Source organism: Streptomyces sp. NPDC027962, assembly GCF_055566095.1.
Genome location: NZ_JBVHTA010000054.1, coordinates 1 through 16,295 on the forward strand (window position 1 = coordinate 1; position 16,295 = coordinate 16,295).

15 protein-coding genes and 3 pseudogenes are annotated in these 16,295 nt (G+C 70.0%); 9 read left to right on the forward strand and 9 right to left on the reverse strand.

Annotated elements, in window-relative coordinates; translation table 11 throughout:
* Window positions 1-269 precede the first annotated feature (269 nt).
* Window positions 270-548 (forward strand): hypothetical protein, encoded by a 279-nt coding sequence (locus ACZ4SA_RS32970; RefSeq protein ID WP_468281583.1) that lies wholly within the window; start codon window positions 270-272, stop codon window positions 546-548.
* A gap of 27 nt (window positions 549-575) precedes the next feature.
* Here ACZ4SA_RS32970 and ACZ4SA_RS32975 read toward each other — a convergent pair whose 3' ends face one another.
* Window positions 576-845 (reverse strand): hypothetical protein, encoded by a 270-nt coding sequence (locus ACZ4SA_RS32975; protein WP_468281584.1) that lies wholly within the window; start codon window positions 843-845, stop codon window positions 576-578.
* A gap of 204 nt (window positions 846-1,049) precedes the next feature.
* On the opposite strand from ACZ4SA_RS32975, the gene ACZ4SA_RS32980 reads away from it, so the two are divergent.
* Window positions 1,050-2,609 (forward strand): serine/threonine-protein kinase, encoded by a 1,560-nt coding sequence (locus ACZ4SA_RS32980; protein WP_468281585.1) that lies wholly within the window; start codon window positions 1,050-1,052, stop codon window positions 2,607-2,609.
* 265 nt (window positions 2,610-2,874) lie between these two features.
* Here the strand turns inward: ACZ4SA_RS32980 and ACZ4SA_RS32985 are convergent.
* A pseudogene (locus tag ACZ4SA_RS32985) lies at window positions 2,875-3,469 on the reverse strand (IS5 family transposase); the annotation flags it as partial.
* Between the two features lie 131 nt (window positions 3,470-3,600).
* Complete coding sequence (locus ACZ4SA_RS32990) at window positions 3,601-5,091, reverse strand: MFS transporter (RefSeq protein WP_468281586.1); 1,491 nt, start codon at window positions 5,089-5,091, stop codon at window positions 3,601-3,603.
* 71 nt (window positions 5,092-5,162) lie between these two features.
* Between ACZ4SA_RS32990 and ACZ4SA_RS32995 the strand changes: the two genes are divergently transcribed.
* From ACZ4SA_RS32995 to ACZ4SA_RS33015, 5 genes and pseudogenes are all read left to right on the forward strand, one after another.
* Complete coding sequence (locus tag ACZ4SA_RS32995) at window positions 5,163-5,540, forward strand: MerR family transcriptional regulator (protein WP_468281587.1); 378 nt, start codon at window positions 5,163-5,165, stop codon at window positions 5,538-5,540.
* 53 nt (window positions 5,541-5,593) lie between these two features.
* Window positions 5,594-6,454, forward strand: a pseudogene (locus ACZ4SA_RS33000) (IS5 family transposase); the annotation flags it as partial.
* A gap of 54 nt (window positions 6,455-6,508) precedes the next feature.
* Window positions 6,509-7,045, forward strand: a complete 537-nt coding sequence (locus ACZ4SA_RS33005; RefSeq protein WP_468281588.1) for a cupin domain-containing protein — start codon at window positions 6,509-6,511, stop codon at window positions 7,043-7,045.
* Between the two features lie 30 nt (window positions 7,046-7,075).
* Window positions 7,076-7,186 (forward strand): annotated as a pseudogene (locus ACZ4SA_RS33010) (transposase); the annotation flags it as partial.
* 115 nt (window positions 7,187-7,301) lie between these two features.
* Window positions 7,302-8,354: a hypothetical protein gene (locus tag ACZ4SA_RS33015; RefSeq protein ID WP_468281628.1), complete on the forward strand. Its 1,053-nt coding sequence runs from the start codon at window positions 7,302-7,304 to the stop codon at window positions 8,352-8,354.
* Here ACZ4SA_RS33015 and ACZ4SA_RS33020 read toward each other — a convergent pair.
* Complete coding sequence (locus ACZ4SA_RS33020; RefSeq protein ID WP_468281589.1) at window positions 8,351-9,442, reverse strand: hypothetical protein; 1,092 nt, start codon at window positions 9,440-9,442, stop codon at window positions 8,351-8,353. The genes ACZ4SA_RS33015 and ACZ4SA_RS33020 overlap by 4 nt on opposite strands.
* A 524-nt stretch (window positions 9,443-9,966) precedes the next feature.
* Here ACZ4SA_RS33020 and ACZ4SA_RS33025 point away from each other — a divergent pair.
* On the forward strand, window positions 9,967-10,437 hold the full coding sequence (locus ACZ4SA_RS33025; RefSeq protein WP_468281590.1) for a GNAT family N-acetyltransferase: 471 nt from the start codon (window positions 9,967-9,969) through the stop codon (window positions 10,435-10,437).
* 498 nt (window positions 10,438-10,935) lie between these two features.
* Here the strand turns inward: ACZ4SA_RS33025 and ACZ4SA_RS33030 are convergent, their stop codons facing one another.
* Window positions 10,936-11,685: a dienelactone hydrolase family protein gene (locus ACZ4SA_RS33030; RefSeq protein ID WP_468281591.1), complete on the reverse strand. Its 750-nt coding sequence runs from the start codon at window positions 11,683-11,685 to the stop codon at window positions 10,936-10,938.
* Between the two features lie 308 nt (window positions 11,686-11,993).
* On the opposite strand from ACZ4SA_RS33030, the gene ACZ4SA_RS33035 reads away from it, so the two are divergent.
* On the forward strand, window positions 11,994-12,521 hold the full coding sequence (locus tag ACZ4SA_RS33035) for a flavoprotein (protein WP_468281592.1): 528 nt from the start codon (window positions 11,994-11,996) through the stop codon (window positions 12,519-12,521).
* A 396-nt stretch (window positions 12,522-12,917) separates the two neighbouring features.
* Here the strand turns inward: ACZ4SA_RS33035 and ACZ4SA_RS33040 are convergent, their stop codons facing one another.
* The 4 genes from ACZ4SA_RS33040 to ACZ4SA_RS33055 form a co-directional block, all read right to left on the reverse strand.
* Window positions 12,918-13,259, reverse strand: coding sequence for a hypothetical protein (locus tag ACZ4SA_RS33040; protein ID WP_468281593.1), 342 nt, complete (start codon window positions 13,257-13,259; stop codon window positions 12,918-12,920).
* A 139-nt stretch (window positions 13,260-13,398) separates the two neighbouring features.
* Entirely contained in the window at window positions 13,399-14,100 is a 702-nt protein-coding gene (locus ACZ4SA_RS33045) for a bleomycin resistance protein (protein WP_468281594.1), read from the reverse strand.
* Window positions 14,101-14,193: 93 nt separating this feature from the next.
* The gene (locus ACZ4SA_RS33050; protein WP_468281595.1) at window positions 14,194-14,967 is read right to left on the reverse strand and encodes a class I SAM-dependent methyltransferase; all 774 of its coding nucleotides are present in this window, start codon (window positions 14,965-14,967) and stop codon (window positions 14,194-14,196) included.
* Window positions 14,968-15,318: 351 nt separating this feature from the next.
* The gene (locus tag ACZ4SA_RS33055) at window positions 15,319-16,140 is read right to left on the reverse strand and encodes an SAM-dependent methyltransferase (protein ID WP_468281596.1); all 822 of its coding nucleotides are present in this window, start codon (window positions 16,138-16,140) and stop codon (window positions 15,319-15,321) included.
* Window positions 16,141-16,295: the final 155 nt, after the last annotated feature.

A 16,295-nucleotide genomic window follows, 5' to 3' on the forward strand; every position in this document is an offset into this window, starting at 1 on the left:
GCTCACGTCAGGGCAGACAGAAGCACCCCCGGCGCGCGCCACGGGATTTACCACGCCCACGGCGCGCGCCGAAGGCGCGCTGCGCTGCTGACCTGGTGATTCACGGAACTCGGAACTGCGGACAGAGCCATTCTCAGAGAGCGCCGACACCGACAGAGGAACAACACTCCTGTTGCGGTTGTGGTTGCGGAGCTATCTCTTTGACCAGGGAGAGTCTGACCATGCCCAGAACAGGAAGGAGGCAGAACAATGGCGGAATAACGGCCGATATGGAAGCCGAGGCGTATCGCAGCTACTGCCTGCAGTCCGTGGCTGCCGTCTACGACGTCGTCATGATCACCGGCGAGGAGCCGTCGTGGGAGGTGCCGTACATCCAGGAGTGCGTGGTCGTGCCCGACCCGACCGACCAGGCGGCGCTGTCCGCCGCCTGCCGTATGCTGCCGACCGCTACGACCTGGCCGGGGTGTTCACCTGGACCGAGTGGTACCTCGTCCCGGTCGCCCGCCTCGCCCGCCAGCTCGGACTGCCCACCGCCGCCCCCGAGGTGATGCAGGCATGCCGCAACAAGGCCACCGCTAGGGCCTGTCCGGCGGATCATGCCTGGGACGCGCCGGTCTGGCACGCGCATCTGCGGCGTTGTCGTCGGTTGCCAACTCCCCCAAGCTCTCGGCTTCGCTCGAGCAGGGGATGTGCTCGATCCGGTCGCCGGCCGGGGCGGTCGCGGCGGGCTCGGCCTTGCTCTTGGCGCTCTGGGCCGAATCAGCACTCTCACCGCTGCCGCACCCGACGAGCAGGACGCCCGCCACTGCTGTCGCCGACGCGAGCCGGAGCATGGGTGTACGCATGAAATCCCCCTGATTTGCTGAGCAGTTGGGCTGTTGGACGGTCGGCCGCTTGCCTTCATCGTCGTGATCTCAAGGCGGGCCGGAAGGGGGAGCCTGAAAACTTCCTGGGTGCCGCAGGCACAGGGGGCGCGCCCATGGCCGCCGCGTGGATCCCCTAGTCTGAACCGTGTTTGACATGACCACGGGCCGCCATGGTCAGGGCGGATGGGGGAGGCGCCAGTGCGGGCGGAGTGGACGGGGGCCGCACGGCCCGGCGAGCAGATCGGGCCGTACACCGTGCTCACGGAACTGGCCAGCGGCGGTATGGGGCGCGTGTATCTGGCCCGTTCGCCCGGCGGCCGCACCGTCGCCGTCAAGACCCTCCTGGCCACGCCCGACGAGGGCGCCGACGCGGACCGGCGCCGCTTCGCCCGTGAGGTGGTCCTGGCCCGGCGCGTACGCGGTCTGTTCACCGCCAGTGTCGTGGACGCCGACGCCGAAGCCCAGGTCCCCTGGATGGCCACCGAGTACATTCCGGCCCCGTCACTGCGCGAACTGGTCTCGTCCCAGGGCCCCTTGCCGCCCACCGCCCTGCACTGGATCGCGGCCGGAATGGTCGAGGCACTGGTGAGCATCCACACCGCCGGGCTCGTCCATCGCGACGTCAAGCCTTCCAACGTCCTGCTGCCCGAGGACGGCCCCCGCCTGATCGACTTCGGGATCTCCCAGGCCGCCGACGTCACCCGCACCAAGGCCGCTCTCGGCACCATCGCCTTCGCCGCACCCGAACAGGCCCGAGGTGAGCCGACCACCTCGGCGTCCGATGTCTTCTCGCTGGGCGTCACCCTCTTCTACCTGGTCACGGGCCGCAGCGCCTACCGCGACATGGGCCAGGGCACCGCGATGGAACAGCTGGTACGCGCCGCCGACGGCGACCTCGACCTGAGCGGCCTGCCCGCCGAGCTGAACACCCTGATCCTCCCCTGCCTCGCCCTGGACCCGGCCCAACGCCCCACCCCACACGACCTGTTGGCCCAGGTGGGCACCGTCCTCGCCGAGCGCCCGCAGGCACGCGGCGCCACCGACTGGCTCCCGCAAAGCTGGTCCACAGCGATCGAGCAGCACCGCAGACGCCGTACCGAGGAGGCCGACGCGGCCCAGCGGCGTTTCGACCCCGAAGCGGCCACCGAGCGCACCCCGCCCGCCACCACCGGCACCCATCACCTGCCCCGCCCGACACCGCCCCGCCGCCGCGCCCGGCTCTGGAGCGGCCTGGCACTGGCGGGGCTCCTCGCCTCAGCCGGCGTCGTCTACGTCCTGCAGCAGCCCGATGGCGACTACACCCCCGCGAAGCCCGGGGAGGTACGGCAGGACCTGCGGCTCGCCCTGGTGGAGCAGGCCGAGACCGGCGAGTGCACCAACAAGCTGCCGCCGCCCACCTTCTCCGCCCAGGACCCGAGGACCTGCTACAGCATCTCCACCCGGGCCGAGGACCGCATGAACGTCAAGCAGCTCCAGCAGGTGCGGGCCAAGCTCGACCAGCGGTCCGGCCGCTGGATCATCGAGATGACGTTCCAGAACGACGACGCCAAACGATTCACCGCCCTCACCGGGCGGGCGGCGCTACGCCCCTCCCCCCAGAACCAGTTCGCCATCGTCCTCGGCGACCGGCTCATCAGCGCCCCCGCCGTCACCCAGACCATCACCGGGGGCGAGGTACAGATCGCCGGCAACTTCACCCAGGACTCCGCCAAGGCCCTGGCCAAGGAACTGGGAGCTCGCTGACCGGCCAGGCTCCAGCTCGACCGGGGCCAGCTTGACCGGGACCAGGAAAAGGCGGCCGGCGCCGCCGGGACAGGAGATGTCCCGACGGCGCCGGATTCAGTGGCGATGGGTCAGCTGAGGTGAGGGGCCGTCACCGGGAGGCGGGCGTTGATGGCACGATCGAGGCGGCTGACGGCACGCGGTATGCCTTCTGTCATGTGCTCAGCTTCCCGGGGACGGCCAGGACGGCGAAGATCGCCGAGATTCGCAGCTACGTTCTGCGGTTGCCGTGCAGAGCGACCTGGTTCTTGAAGCCCTGGTCGACCAGGGCCTTGCGGACAGTTCCGCCGGCGTTCTCGGCGACCTGGTCCAGCAGGGCGATGCCCGCGGCGTTGTCGTGGATGCTCGCGGCAACGACGGTGACGGCGATGACCAGGCCCAGCACGTCCACGGCCAGGCCCCGCTTGCGGCCCGGCACCCGTTTCGCCGGGTCCAGGCCGGTCGTGGAGGCGGGGACCCCGGCAGCGACGTGGACACTCTGCGTGTCCAGCACCACCAGGGTCGGGTCCTCTAATCGGCGGGCCCTCTCCCGGACCTGGCAACGAAGGAGTTCATGGATGACCTCGTCGGTCCCGTCGTCCCGCCAGGCGGCGAAGTAGTAGTACGTCGCGCTCTTCGGCGGCAGGTCGTGCGGGAGGTAGGCCCACTGACAGCCGGTGCGGCCCTGGTAGAGGATCGCGTTCACGATCTCCCGCATCGCGTAGGCGCCCTGGTGGCCGCTCACCGAGCGGTGCCGGTCCTTCCAGGGCCGTGATCACCGGCTCGATCAGAGACCACTGCTCGTCCGATAAGTCGCTCGGGTACGACGTTCGTTCACTCACCCCGCCACCCCAACAGACCACCGGCCGCGGACCAGTAGATTCCGCCCGTGCCCACACCATCAGGCGATGACAGAACCTCTCAAAGACTCACGAACCGCCCTCTGAGAGGTCTTGAGGCCCGCGAGTGCAGGTCAGTCGGCTCGCCACGCAAGGATGGCCAGCCCCGCGGACACTGCGGCAGCGATCGCGGCGATCACCACGAGGCCCGAGGTCAATGCCGCGTCGGCGGCGTGTAGCAGGTCCGCACCGGCTGCCGGTGGTAGTTCCGTCGAGGCCGTCGCCGCCTGGCTGTGGCCCTCCCGGGCGGCCTTTGCGGAATCCGGCGGCAGGGTGTGCGGGATGTGGACGCCGATGTGCTGCCGATACACGGCAGCACCGATGCTGCCCAGGACCGCGACGCCGAGGGCAAGTCCCAATTCGGTGCCGGTTTCGGACAGTGCCGACGCTGCTCCGGCCTTGCGTGGTGGTGCCGAGCCGACGATGAGATCGGTGCTGAGGGCCATGATCGGTCCCTGTCCGAGATAGACGACGACGATGCTGAGCACGACCAGTGGCAGTCCCGACTCCGCGGTCAGTTGGGTGAGGGTCGCGAACCCGGCCGCAGAGGCCATCAGTGAGATGCCGACGATCCGTCCGGGTCCGAACCTCCGTGCGAGTCCGGGGGCCAGTACGGAGGTCAGGACCATCGCGCCGGACGACGGGAGCAACCACAGGCCCGCCTGCAACGGCGACAGCTTGGCGACCTGTTGCAGGTAGTGCGTGACGAGCAGGTAGACGCCCGCGGTTGCGGAGATGCCGGCCGTCATCACGATCATCGCGACCCGGAATTGCCGCACGCCGAACAACTGCACGTCGATTAACGGGTCACGAATCACCAGTTGACGCCGCACGAACAAGGCACCGGAAACGATGCCCGCGGCGATCGAAACCATGCTGGTCGTGATGGGGCCGCCCGCGGCGAGGTGTTTGATGCCGTAGATCGCCGGCAGCGCGGTCGCCAGGGAGAGGGCGACGCTGATCAGGTCGATGCGACCGGGCGCGGGGTCACGGTGCTCTGGCAGTACCAACGGCGCCGTGACCAGCAACAGCGCCATCACGGGCACGGCGATAAGGAAGGCAGAACCCCACCACCACGATGCCAGCAGGGCGCCGCCGACGACGGGGCCGAGCGCGACGCCGCCCGAAAGGCACGCCGCCCAGATTCCAATGGCCATCCCGCGCTGCGTCGGGTCGCGGAACATGTTGCTGATCAACGCGAGCGTGGACGGCATCAGCGTCGAACCGGCGACACCGAGCAGTGCGCGCGCCGCGATGAGCGCCGTCGGCGTCGGTGCGTAGGCGGCGACGACCGATCCGGCGGCGAACGCCGCGGCGCCCATGAGGAGTAACCGGCGGCGTCCGATGCGATCACCGAGGTTGCCCATCGGCACCAGGAAGGCGGCGATCAGAAACCCGTAGCTGTCGGTGATCCACAACAGTTCGGTGGCGGTGGGCCGCAGGCTCGCAGCCAGGTGTGGTGTGGCCAGGTAGAGCACCGTGACGTCTGCGGCCAGCAGGAGGGTGGGCAGGGCGAGCACTGCAAGCCCCAGCCAGGTCCGGGGGCTCGCCTGTTCGGTGGTCACGACCGATCGACTTGTCATGCAGCCGACGCTAAAGTCTCACACCGATGTCAGAGTCAAGCCCGGGAGAACCCATGCGAATCGGCGAGCTCGTGCGTCGCACCGGTGTCAGTGAGCGGTTGCTCCGCTACTACGAGGATCAGGGCTTGCTCGCCCCGACTCGACGCGCGAGCGGCTATCGGGAGTACTCACCATCGGATGTGGTCGTGGTGGCGCACATCCGCAACCTCCTGGCCGCCGGCCTGTCCACAGCCACGATCGCCGACGTACTGCCGTGCATGGGCAAGGACGGGGAACGGCTCATCGCCGACTGCCCCGAACTCGTCGACGACCTCCACCGTGAGCGTGAGCGGATAACCGCATCCATTCACGCACTTGAAGCCGCCCGCGCCACCCTCGACACCATCATCGCGACCGCGCCACCCACGCTCACGCGAACCGCGGCCACCTAGGCCGTGTCCGATGGGTTGTGTGACTGGGCAACGTCTGTGTCGTTCCGCCCCGCGTGGGGCGGGGTGATCTCTCAGACTTGGAGTGGGCTCCTTTGGAGCCGCACCTACCAAGCAATGTTGGGCGAGGCCGGCGCTGGAAGAGTCACCGCAGGGTGATCAACGGCATTCTCTTCCGGCAGCGAACCAATATCCCGTGGCGGGACCTGCCGACTCGGTTCGGGAAGTGGAAAACGGTGTATGACCGGCATCGCCGCTGGTCGGCGGATGGCACGTGGGAGAGGATCTTGCGGGCCGTGCAGGCCGATGCCGACGCGGAGGGCCGAATCGACTGGAGCATGGTCAGCGTGGACTCGACCTCCTGTCGGGCCCATCAGCACGCCGCGGGAGCCCGTACGCAGGCACCGCACATCCCGGGCCGCCGTGGCCGGCCCGTGCAACACCGCCGCGATGAGGCCCTGGGGCGCTCCCGGGGCGGACTGACCTGCAAGATCCACCTGGCGAGCGAAGGGGGGCCGACGTCCACTCACGTTCGTCATCACACCAGGCCAGTGGGGCGACGCCCCACAGCTGATCCCCGTCCTCGAGAGCATCCGAGTCCCCAGGCTCGGCGGCGGCCACCTCGCACGCGGCCCAGTCATCTGGGCGGTGACAAGGCGTACAGTTCACGCCGCAATCGGCGTTACCTGCGACGCAGGCAGATCAAGCACACCATTCCCGAACGCAGAGACCAGCGGGCCAACCGCCGGCGCCGAGGCAGCGCGGGGGGCCGGCCCGCAGGCTTCGACCGCACGATGTACAAGCGCCGTAATGAAGTCGAGCGAACGATCAATGCCCTCAAGGGCTTTCGGGCTGTAGCCACCCGCTTCGACAAGGGAGCGTATGTCTTCCACGGCACCGTGACCGTTGCTGCCGTATGCCTCTGGCTCCGCTCATGACTCGCCGGACAGTCTCTGGGTCACAATGCCCCCATGACCGATCATCAGGCCCACACTCCCGCCCGTCCGCTGCTGCGCCGCCCCCAGGACGGTGAACTCATAGACGTCGCCGGTGTCGCGCACTTCTTCCGGCTTACCAGCGAGCACACGGGCGGGCTCTTCGCCTTCGAGGAGTTCAGCCTCGCCCCTGGCACCATTGGCGCCAGGCCACACGTGCACGACGGACATGACGAGTACTTCTACGTTCTTGAGGGCGAGTTGACGCTTCACACCGGAGACGGCGAGGTGACGGTCGGCCCCGGACATCTGCTCGCCGCCACCCGCGGCACTCCGCACGGCTTCCGCAACGGGGGCCCGGCCCCCGCACGCGCCCTGTGTCTCTACACCCCCGCCGGGTACGAAAACTACTTCCGCGACGTCCACGCCGCTGTGAGTGCCGGGGCCGAGGCGACCGACGAGCTGCTGGCCGAATTCCGCAGCCGTCACCGGACCAGCTCCTACCAGGTTCCCTCGGACAGGCCCCGGATCGGCGGCGGGGGCAGCGCCGGTGTCCCTCCCCTCGTAGCGTGAAGACCATGACTGCAGGGGAAGTCGGGAGTCATGGCGGAGAAGCGACGGAAGTTCGATCCGGAGTTCCGTGAAGGGGCTGTCCGGATCGTGACGGAGACCGGCAAGCCGATCGCCGAGGTCGCGAAGGACCTGGGCATCAACGAGAGCACCCTGGCCGGCCGGGTGTCCCGTGACCGCCGGGCGCCCTGGCTCCGCGGACGCGGAAAGTACCCGGTAGGGTCTGGTCCCTCTGGAGTTCGGCGGATGAGGGGGGACCGTGCCGCGCTGGGCGAAGGTGTCGATATGGATCGCTGCGGCACTGGCCGTGACCGGCTATTTCACGCAGCCCTTCGCCAAGGACTGGTGGCTGACACGCGAAGCGTGCGCCGGGGCCCTGCCGAGTGAGGCAGTGGATCGGCTCGCTCCGGAGGAAGGGCACCTGACCGACAGCAGGCAGTTCGCCAGCGCCTCTCGCGGCGTGTTCACCTGTCGGCTCGACTACGGCGACAAGCACGACGACCCCCGGATCAGCCTCGCCGCCTACACCGACCGGGACGGTCATGAACGGGTGTTCCGCCGCGACTTCGGCAGCGGTATCGACTTCGGCGCGCAGGCCTTGGCCGGCGGACTGCCCGGGTACGTGGCCGACGACAGGATCAGGCTGCTCCTTGGCTGCCCCGACCTCGGCAACGACGCCGACGGGCGCCCCCGCCAGATGCTGGTAGCGGCCGGCGTGAACGCATCCGGAACCGACATGGACGCCTTGCTGCGTACCGCGGTCGCGGTCGCGGCCGAGGCGTCACGCGAGCTGGGCTGTGGCGCCGAACCGGTGCGGATCCCCCCGGGAACCGAGTCGGCCCAGGAGGCCGAACCGGTGGATCCGGCTGCCGCCAAGGACACGGCCTGCGGCAGCGTGGCAGCGATGAAACCGCCGGGTGTCAGCGACGCGCGTATCTCTGTCGCCGCCAACGACACCGCTCCGGTGGGCATTTGCGAGCTCCACGAGGGGAACAACCGCGTCCTCGCGTTCTCCGGCTGGTACGGGGACTGGGCCCGGGTGCCGCTGTCCCGGACGACCGAGGACCGGGTGAGTGGCGCGGCCACCGACGGTGTCGACGGCCCACACCTGACCGCCGCGTGGGGCCGGGCCACAGCCCGTTGCGACGGCCAGGTCGCCAACTTCGTGGTGGCCGCGAGGGACGAGCTCCCCGAGGTGCGTGGACCGCAGCTGCGTGCGATGCTCACTGCCTACGCCCAGGACCAGGTGAAGCGGCGCGGCTGCACCGACCTCGAACTGCCGGGCCGTGAAAGGCCCGCCGTCAGCCGCTAGACGTAGCCCAGCTCGGAGACGTAGTACCGCTCCAGATCGGTGCGCAGGTTCGCGATCCGCTTCTCAGGTACTTTTCGTTCACGGGCCCACTGGCCGAGCACCGCGAGAAGGTGGTGGCGGCCGTCGAAGAAGCTGTCCGCCGGCAGGGCGGGCCCGGGCTTGCGCCGCACGATGTCCGTCATCGGCAGGGTACCGCCGACCTGCTCGGAGGCTGGGGCGTAACCGCCCTTGCTGTGCTCGCGTACCGCGCGGTCGAAACCTTCCGGGTCTTCGACGACACCCTGCTCCGCGTGCCGAATGCGGGCCCCCATCAGAAGGCCCACGCGGCTGCTGATGTCCGTCAGGTCCAGCTCAGCGGCGAGCCGGGCGCTCTCCTCCCGGCCGGGTACGGCGGCGTCGCCGGTCAGGCGTTCCAGTACGTAGGCGAAGTACGCGCGCTCGGCGTCGTACAGGATGGCGAAGGCCTCCGGGTCATGGGCGAGATCATTGACCAGCTGGGGCAGCGACGGATCGTGGTCCGTGTCCCCCGGCTTCTCGTACTGGAACAGCGCGAAGGCGTCCTGAGGGGAGGCGAAGCTGCCGGGTCTGAAGCCTTCCTGGCCATGTGTCGCGGACGGTCCCCCGATCTCCTCGTCGTCCACGGAACGGTCGTGGGTATCGAGTACGTAGTCCGCCAGCATCCGCGCCACGTACGGCTCGATACCCTCGGGCAACGGGGACTCGTAGTTCTCGGAGAACACCGTCACCACGGCGTACGCGGTACGTGCCTGTGCCTTCGTGTGCGGGATGCCCGGCCCTCCCGCGACCGTGGCCACCTCCACGACCCGGCCGAGCACCCGTGCCCCGTCACCGCAGAATCGTTTGTGTGCCAGTAGCTCCCGTACTTCGCCGAGCCGCTCCAGGCCGTCCCCCGGGTCCAGGGCCTTGGTCGCCGCCGCCGGGTCGTCCGCCAACCGCCCGACCGAGTCGGGCAGTTGCCGGCAATCCGGCCCGGACATCACCACAGGTACGGTCACGCCGCCCGCCGCCAGGACCACCACGGCCGTCGCGAGCACCCAGCGGCGCCGCCCCCACAACCACTCACGCATCCGGGCAGTCTTCCACGGCCCTGAACTGTCAGCCCAACCGCCCCTTGCCGGATCACTTCCGGACGACGTCGCGTACGGCTCGGAGACACAGAACGACCCGGCCCGGACAACGCCGCCCGGCACCATCGCCGGATGCGAGGGCCGGCGGGACCCCCCCTGGGCCGGGGCCGGCGCGCCTTCTGCGTTGGGCTACGCAGCAAACGTGTCGTGCCGGTCCGTGCCGGGGCGTGCGGTCGACCGGGGGCTCGGAGCCGACAGCGGCGCAGAGGCCTGTCGGCGGAGTCGGTACGAGGGGCCGCAGGGCGACTGGCGAAGACGCATCCACAAGGGGTGCAAGATGTGCACGGCAGCCGCCGACGGTTCGAAGCCCTCCGCGCTGACCAGCCACAACGCCTCCGCAGCGTGCCGCTGCGGGGCGTTGGCGGTAGCGTCGAGTACGCGTACGCACGCGGGAATGCCGCCCGGTGGCGGCTCTCCCCCTCGGCCCGGATGACGCAGCTGCCGGATGCAGGAAGGGGTGTGGCATGGGGTCGCCAGGCGTGCACCTACGGGAGATCACCGACGACAACCGGGATGCCGTTCGTGACCTCCGCGTCCGACGGGACCAGAAGCAGTTCGTCGACTCCGTGTCCAAGTCGCTCAAGGAGGCGGCAAAGAAGCCGAAGGCCAATCCCTGGTATCGCGCCGTGTACCGCGGCGACGAGCCGGTCGGCTTCGTGATGCTGTCGTGGAAACCGCCGGCTGGTGCTTACCAAGGGCGGCACTTCCTCTGGCGCCTCCTGGTCGACAAGCGGTACCAGAGGCGAGGGATCGGCCGGGAGGCGCTCGCGCAGATCGTCGCCCTGGTCCGCGAGGACGGCGGCACCGAGCTGCTGACCAGCTACGAGCCCGGCGACGGCGAACCGGGGCCCTTCTACCGGGAGTTCGGGTTCGAGCCCACCGGCGAGATCGACGACGGCGAGATCGTGCTGCGGCTCACCTTCCCCGCTCGGTGAGCTCGTACGGGAAGCCGCTGACGGTTGTTCCGGCCTGGCTGCCCGCCCCGTGCCCCGACGGACACCCGCCCGGTGCGGCCCGGCTCGGCGTACGCGCCGGGATGCGCTGCCGGATTCGCCGTCAGCGAGGCCGGGAAGGGCACCGTGCGCACACCGGCCGCGTTCTTGGGCGTCCTGGCCAGGATGCCGTCCGTACACGTCTCGGCCGGCGCTCGCCGCACGGCGACCGTCCGCCGTTCGAGGTCGGCGTCCTGCCGCAGGAGGCCGGCCAGTTCCCGAGACAGAGGCTGTGAGGGCAGTCTCCCCGCGCTGCCGCGCTGCCGCGCTGCCGCGCTGCCGCGCCTGCCGCGCTGCCGCGCCTGCCGCGCTGCCGCGCTGCCGCGCCTGCCGCGCCTGCCGCGCTGCCGCGCTGCCGCGCTGCTGGGCGAGGGCGATGCGTCGAGCAGTCTCTACACCGCCCTGGATGAAGTCGGCTTCACCGGCAACGGGGCCCGAGCCTCAGCTGTTGCCCAGGGTGCGGGCGAGGAGGGGGAGCAGGCGGTCCCAGTGGCGCTGCAGGGCGGAGGGGTTGAAGGCGTCGGTGTCGGACATGGTGAAGCCGTGGATGGTGCCGGGGTAGATCTCGGTGGTGTAACCGACACCTGCGGCATCCAGGGCCTGGTCGAGCTCGCTGATGGCCTCGGGCGTCAGGTCGTTTTCGGCCAGGCCGAGGTGCACTTGGGCCGTGAGCTTGGGGACGAGGCGGTGCGGGCTGTCGGGCGCGTCGGTGACCAGGAAGCCGGGGTGGAATCCGGCGACGGCGGCCACCTGGTCGGGGTGGGCCGTTGCGGTGCGCATTGCCAAGGCGGCGCCCATACAGTAGCCGATCGCGGCGACCGGTCCGGCACTGACCTCGGGCTGTGTGGTGAGGAACCTGAGATAGGCGTCGGCGTCGCTCAGGGCACGTTCGGTGGTGTGCGCCTCGATCAAGGGCATCAGCCGGCCGATGACCGCGGGCCGGATCTCTTCTCCGATGTGCTCGGGAAGTTCGATCAGAGGTGCCGGGCCGTACCGGTAGTAGAGGTTGGGGACGAGCACGTAGTACCCGTGTTCGGTCAGTTCGCGGGCCATCTTCTTCAGCACGGGCCGCACGCCGAAGGCATCGGTGTACAGCAGCACCCCCGGGAGCCGCTCGCCGCGGTCGGGGAAGGCGGCGAAAGCGTCGGCCTGGCCATCCGTAGTGGGAATCTGCAGCGTCTTGGTCGGCATGGCGGATCTTCCTTCCTTGGTCTGATGCCAGTAGATCACTTGACGCGGCGTCACAGATGGCAACTGCGTCCCGGCCCTCGTGGATGGAGCTCCGTCCGTCCGCCTGGCGCGCCGGCAGAGGGCGGCCCTGGAACGGGACGGCGGCGCTGGAGAACAGGCTTCGCTGTCCGGGACATGTCCCGGACAGCCGGGCGGGGAGATTCCGCGGGTCGGAGCAGGTCGGAGCAGGTGAAGATGGTGAAGTGATCTTGGGGGCGTACGGGGCCCGACCTCTTCCGGACGCAGGTGCCTGTGATCGGATGAAGCGCATGACGAGGACTCTGTATCTGTTCTGTTCCGCCGCGCCGCCCGTGTTCGACGTCGCTCAGGTGATCGAGCACGCCCAGGCCGGGGGATGGGACGTGTGCCTCGGCCTGACCCCCGCGGCGGCGCATTGGCTGGAGGCCGGTCTCGACGGTTTGGCGGTGCTCACGGGCCACCCCGTTCTCTGGGAGTTCGGGCGGCCGGGCGATCCGGATGTGTGGCCGGCGGCCGACGCGTTACTTTTCGCGCCCGCCACGTTCAACAGCATCAACTCATGGGCGCTGGGCCTGACGTCGTCGTACGTCGTGGGCGCCGCCGCCGAGGCGATCGGCAAGCGCATCCCGACGGTGACGCTGCCGTGCGTGAACGCGGCACTTGCGCAGCACCCCCAGTTCCAGCGGTCCGTGGAGACGCTGCGGGCTTCCGGCGTGAACGTACTGAACGGCGACGGTAGCTACGGGTCGGGCGGGGGGCGGCCGGGTGACTACCCGTGGGGGCTGGTGCTGGGGGCGGTCGAGGGCGTGGGGCGGTGAGCGCGGGGCCGTGCGCGTGAGACTGGGTGAACGGCCCTGCCCGGGAAGGAGTTGAGCGCGTACAAAAACTCTGCGACGACGGCGCCACCGGCCGGGGTGTCGAGGGGCTGGACGAAAGGATGCCGTCCGTGACCAGCTCCCTTCTCGGGCCACGAGGCCGTGTCCGCGTGAGCGGGTTCGTCGGGGGGACATCCGTGGGAGCCATGGCGGTGGGTGGCGCGGCGCCGACACGGATCCTCGACCGGCAGCATCCGCGTGTTGTCGCGCTCGTCCGGAACGTCGACGCGTCGTCGGAGCCGGACCCGCTCTGCAGGTGGCCGCCCTGCGCCGCGCCTGCAGTCCCAGTGTGATCCGGACACCCCGGCAGCCGGACTTGTGCCGGACCCGCCGCCGTGCTCAGTGGACGAAGCTGTAGCTCCGCCATGGCCCCGCGCCCGGCGCCACGACGTCCGACAACGTCGACGGTACGTAGATGGACCCCTTGCCCGAGCAGTCGTCCGTCGGATAGACCTTGACGTCCACTTCGGTGTTGTTCTCGATCGCGACGGCTCCGTCACCCCCGAAGCGATGGCACCCCGTCACGAGGGGGCTCGTGACCGTCGTGTGGTGCGCGTGCCCGCCCTCGTAGATGAGCGTGCCGACGGCGGTGCGGCCTAGGCCGGAGCAGCCCCCGGCGGCCAGGGCGAGGAGTGTGGCCCCGACAGCGATGGCGGGACGCCGGCAGGGGGTCACGGACATGGTCGCTCCTCGTCTGGGCCGGAAGGTCCTGGCGAAGGCCACCCTGCCGCGTCCCCCCGGACGGGGCATCCGCTGCGGGGCCGGTCGGGCTACGTCGGGGTGGAGCGGGGCAGGCGAGGGGGTCGGGTTCGTCGGGGGATCAGGGGCGCAGTTCGGCGAGGCGCGCCAGGGCGTCGTGGGCCGATTTCCGCTCGTCCGCCGTCAGGGGAAGCTCCACGGCCCTCGTCAGCAGCCGCACGGCCGACTCGTCGTCGCCGAGTCGCTGTGCGATGTCTGCGCGCAGCACCAGCAGGCGCAGGAGCTGCGGGGGAGTGGGGTGCTCGTCGTCGAGCCGCAGTACGCGGTCGATGATCTTCGCGGCGCCCGGCAGGTCCTGCTTGGAATCGACGAAGAGGTCGGCCATGTGCAGCGCACGCGCGAACGTTCCCTCCGGCGCGCGCCGGAGGTGCTGGTCCTCGCTGATCTTCTGGCCGATGCGGATGCTGTTGCCGCCGGGGTCGGTCATCAGGAACTGGCGCATCCCGTACGACATGTCCTTCAGCGGTCCTATGCGGGGGAGCCCCCGGGAGGGGATCTTTCCGTACGCGGCCTTGAGGCCGGCGCGGAACGTCGCGTACAGGCCGTCCACGTCGTCCGTGACGATGTAGCAGCCGGAGTAGGACTCCGCCGGGTCGTAGCCCTTCATGCCGGCGAACTGCAGCTCGACGGAGCCGAGTTCGACCGCGGCGTACGGATAGGGGCTCTTCTGGAAGAAGGTCGTCTCGAAGCCCAGCGCGGTGTAGAAGTCGACGACCGGCTGGATCGCGGGGCAGGGGAGCAAGGGGATGGTCTTCTCGGTCATGGGCCCACTCTAGTCAAAGTTGACTAGAGATTGCCCCGGGGAACCCTGGACGCCGACCCGGGAGGGGTGGCGAACAGGGCTCGGGCGGAGTCGCTACCCGGCTGCTGCTGCTCCTGTTGCCGGAGCCGGAGCCGGGGCGTCGCGGCGGAACAGAGCCGTCCAGAGGAAGGGCTCGCCGAAGTGCGGGGACTGGGGCGGCTCGTCGTGCATGCGCCGCAGTTCCACCTCCGTCAGGTCCGAGAAGACCCAGCGCAGGGACTCCGGGGTGTAGGCGAGGCCACCCTTGAGACCGGACTCGCGGTAGAAGTCCGCGTCGTCGAGCTCGGAGCCCATTCCGCCGGCTGCGAAGCACGTCAGGGCGAGGTGGCCGCCGGGGGCGAGGCACCGTTCGAGGAGGGCGAGATAGCTGACACGGCGGTGGGGCGGCAGGTGGTGGAAGCAGCCGGAGTCGTGGATCAGGTCGTACGGGCCGCCGGCGAGCTCCGCCGCGCTGAGGGAGAAGGCGTCGCCGCAGTGGAACCGGATGTCGGCTCCGGCCTCACGGGCGCGTTCCTCGGCCCAGCCGATTGCTGTCGGGGAGAGATCGACGGCGTCCACCTGGAAGCCGAGGGACGCCAGATGGAGTGCGTTGCGGCCAGGGCCGCATCCCAGGTCGAGGGCTCGGCCGGGTGTGATCAGACCTCGGTCGGCGTACGAGGCGAGACTCTCGTCCGGCTTGGCCACGAAGAACGGCACGGGCTTCGTACGGTCGGCGTAGAAGCCGTCCCACCACGTCGCCCCGGCAGTCGTCCAGCGGTCGGCCTCGGGTGCGAACAGCTCGTCCATGAGCTTCAGCACGTCGTCGGCCGTGCGTATGTTCCGGTCCATCCGGCCCCCTTTCACGTAAGGGAAACGGTACGGGCGGACGAGGTAAAAGCCCAGCTCAGGGCGGGTGTGGTGAGGGCAGGGGCGGGCGTCGTCGAGGCTCGGGCGGCAGGGGGCGGGGCCGTCACCCGCGACCCGGTGTGCGGCGTCGTCCAGGCCGTCGTCGGGGGCCGTGGCGGGGGCTTTCCGGGCGGTGCCCAGGCAGGTTTCTGACCGGCTTTCGCGGCCGCGTCCGGCGACTGCTCCCGACCCGGCCGGGGTGCGACACAGCAGCGCCCCGCGCGCACGCGCCTCGCGCGGGGCGCCGCTGCCAACCGGTGCCGATGGCGTCGCGGTCCCGGCCGTACGTACGGGCTACTGCTTGCGTCCCACCCCGCAGTAGGCGTCCACCGCCGGCGCGTCGGCGGCGCCGTCCGCCTGCGGGCGCCACTGCGTGACCTGTACGACTCCCGGGTCCGCCAGCTCCAGGCCGTCGAAGAACCCGGCGATCTCGTCGACGCTGCGCACGTAGTACGGGACCGCTCCGCTGGCGTTGTACGCCTCCGAGGCCGCGATCATGCCCGCGCTGGTGGAGGTGCTGTCGCTGATGACCAGATAGCTGCCGGACGGCAGGCCTGCCATGAGCTGCGCGACCAGGCCCCGGGCCTGCTCGTAATCGCCCACGTGGCCAAGAGTGTTGAGGATCATCAGGGCGACGGGCTGGGACAGGTCCAGGGTGCCGGCCGCCGCCTTCAAGATCTCGTCCGGCGCGTACAGGTCGGCGTCCAGGTACGCCGTCCGCCCCTCGGGTGTGCTCGTGAGCAGGGCCCGGGCGTGGGCCAGCACCAAGGGGTCGCTGTCGACGTACACGATCTTGGCGTCGGGGGCGACCCGCTGCGCCACCTCGTGGGTGTTGTCGGCGGTGGGCAGGCCGGTGCCGATGTCGAGGAACTGCCGGATGCCCTGCTCGCCCGCGAGGTGCCGGACGGCGCGGCCGAGGAAGTGGCGGCTGGTGCGCGCGACATCGACGAGGCCGGGGAAGATCGCCTTGATGTGGTCCCCGGTCTGACGGTCGACCTCGTAGTTGTCCTTGCCGCCGACGAAGTAGTTCCAGAAGCGGGCGGAGTGCGGCTTGCTCGTGTCGATCCGGGCACGTATGTCGGCGGCGGCGGCGAGCTGGGGGTCGTGTTCTGACACGAGAGGGCCTCCTGGGCACGAACGATTCCTCGACCGACCCCCCAACCTAGACCAATCGGTCGGGTGAGGCCCGTCCCGGGGCAGGCCAACTCGCAGGTCGGGCAATGGAGTTCGTCCGCCCTCGCCGGCCCGGCCGCAAACCGTCGGCAAATCCG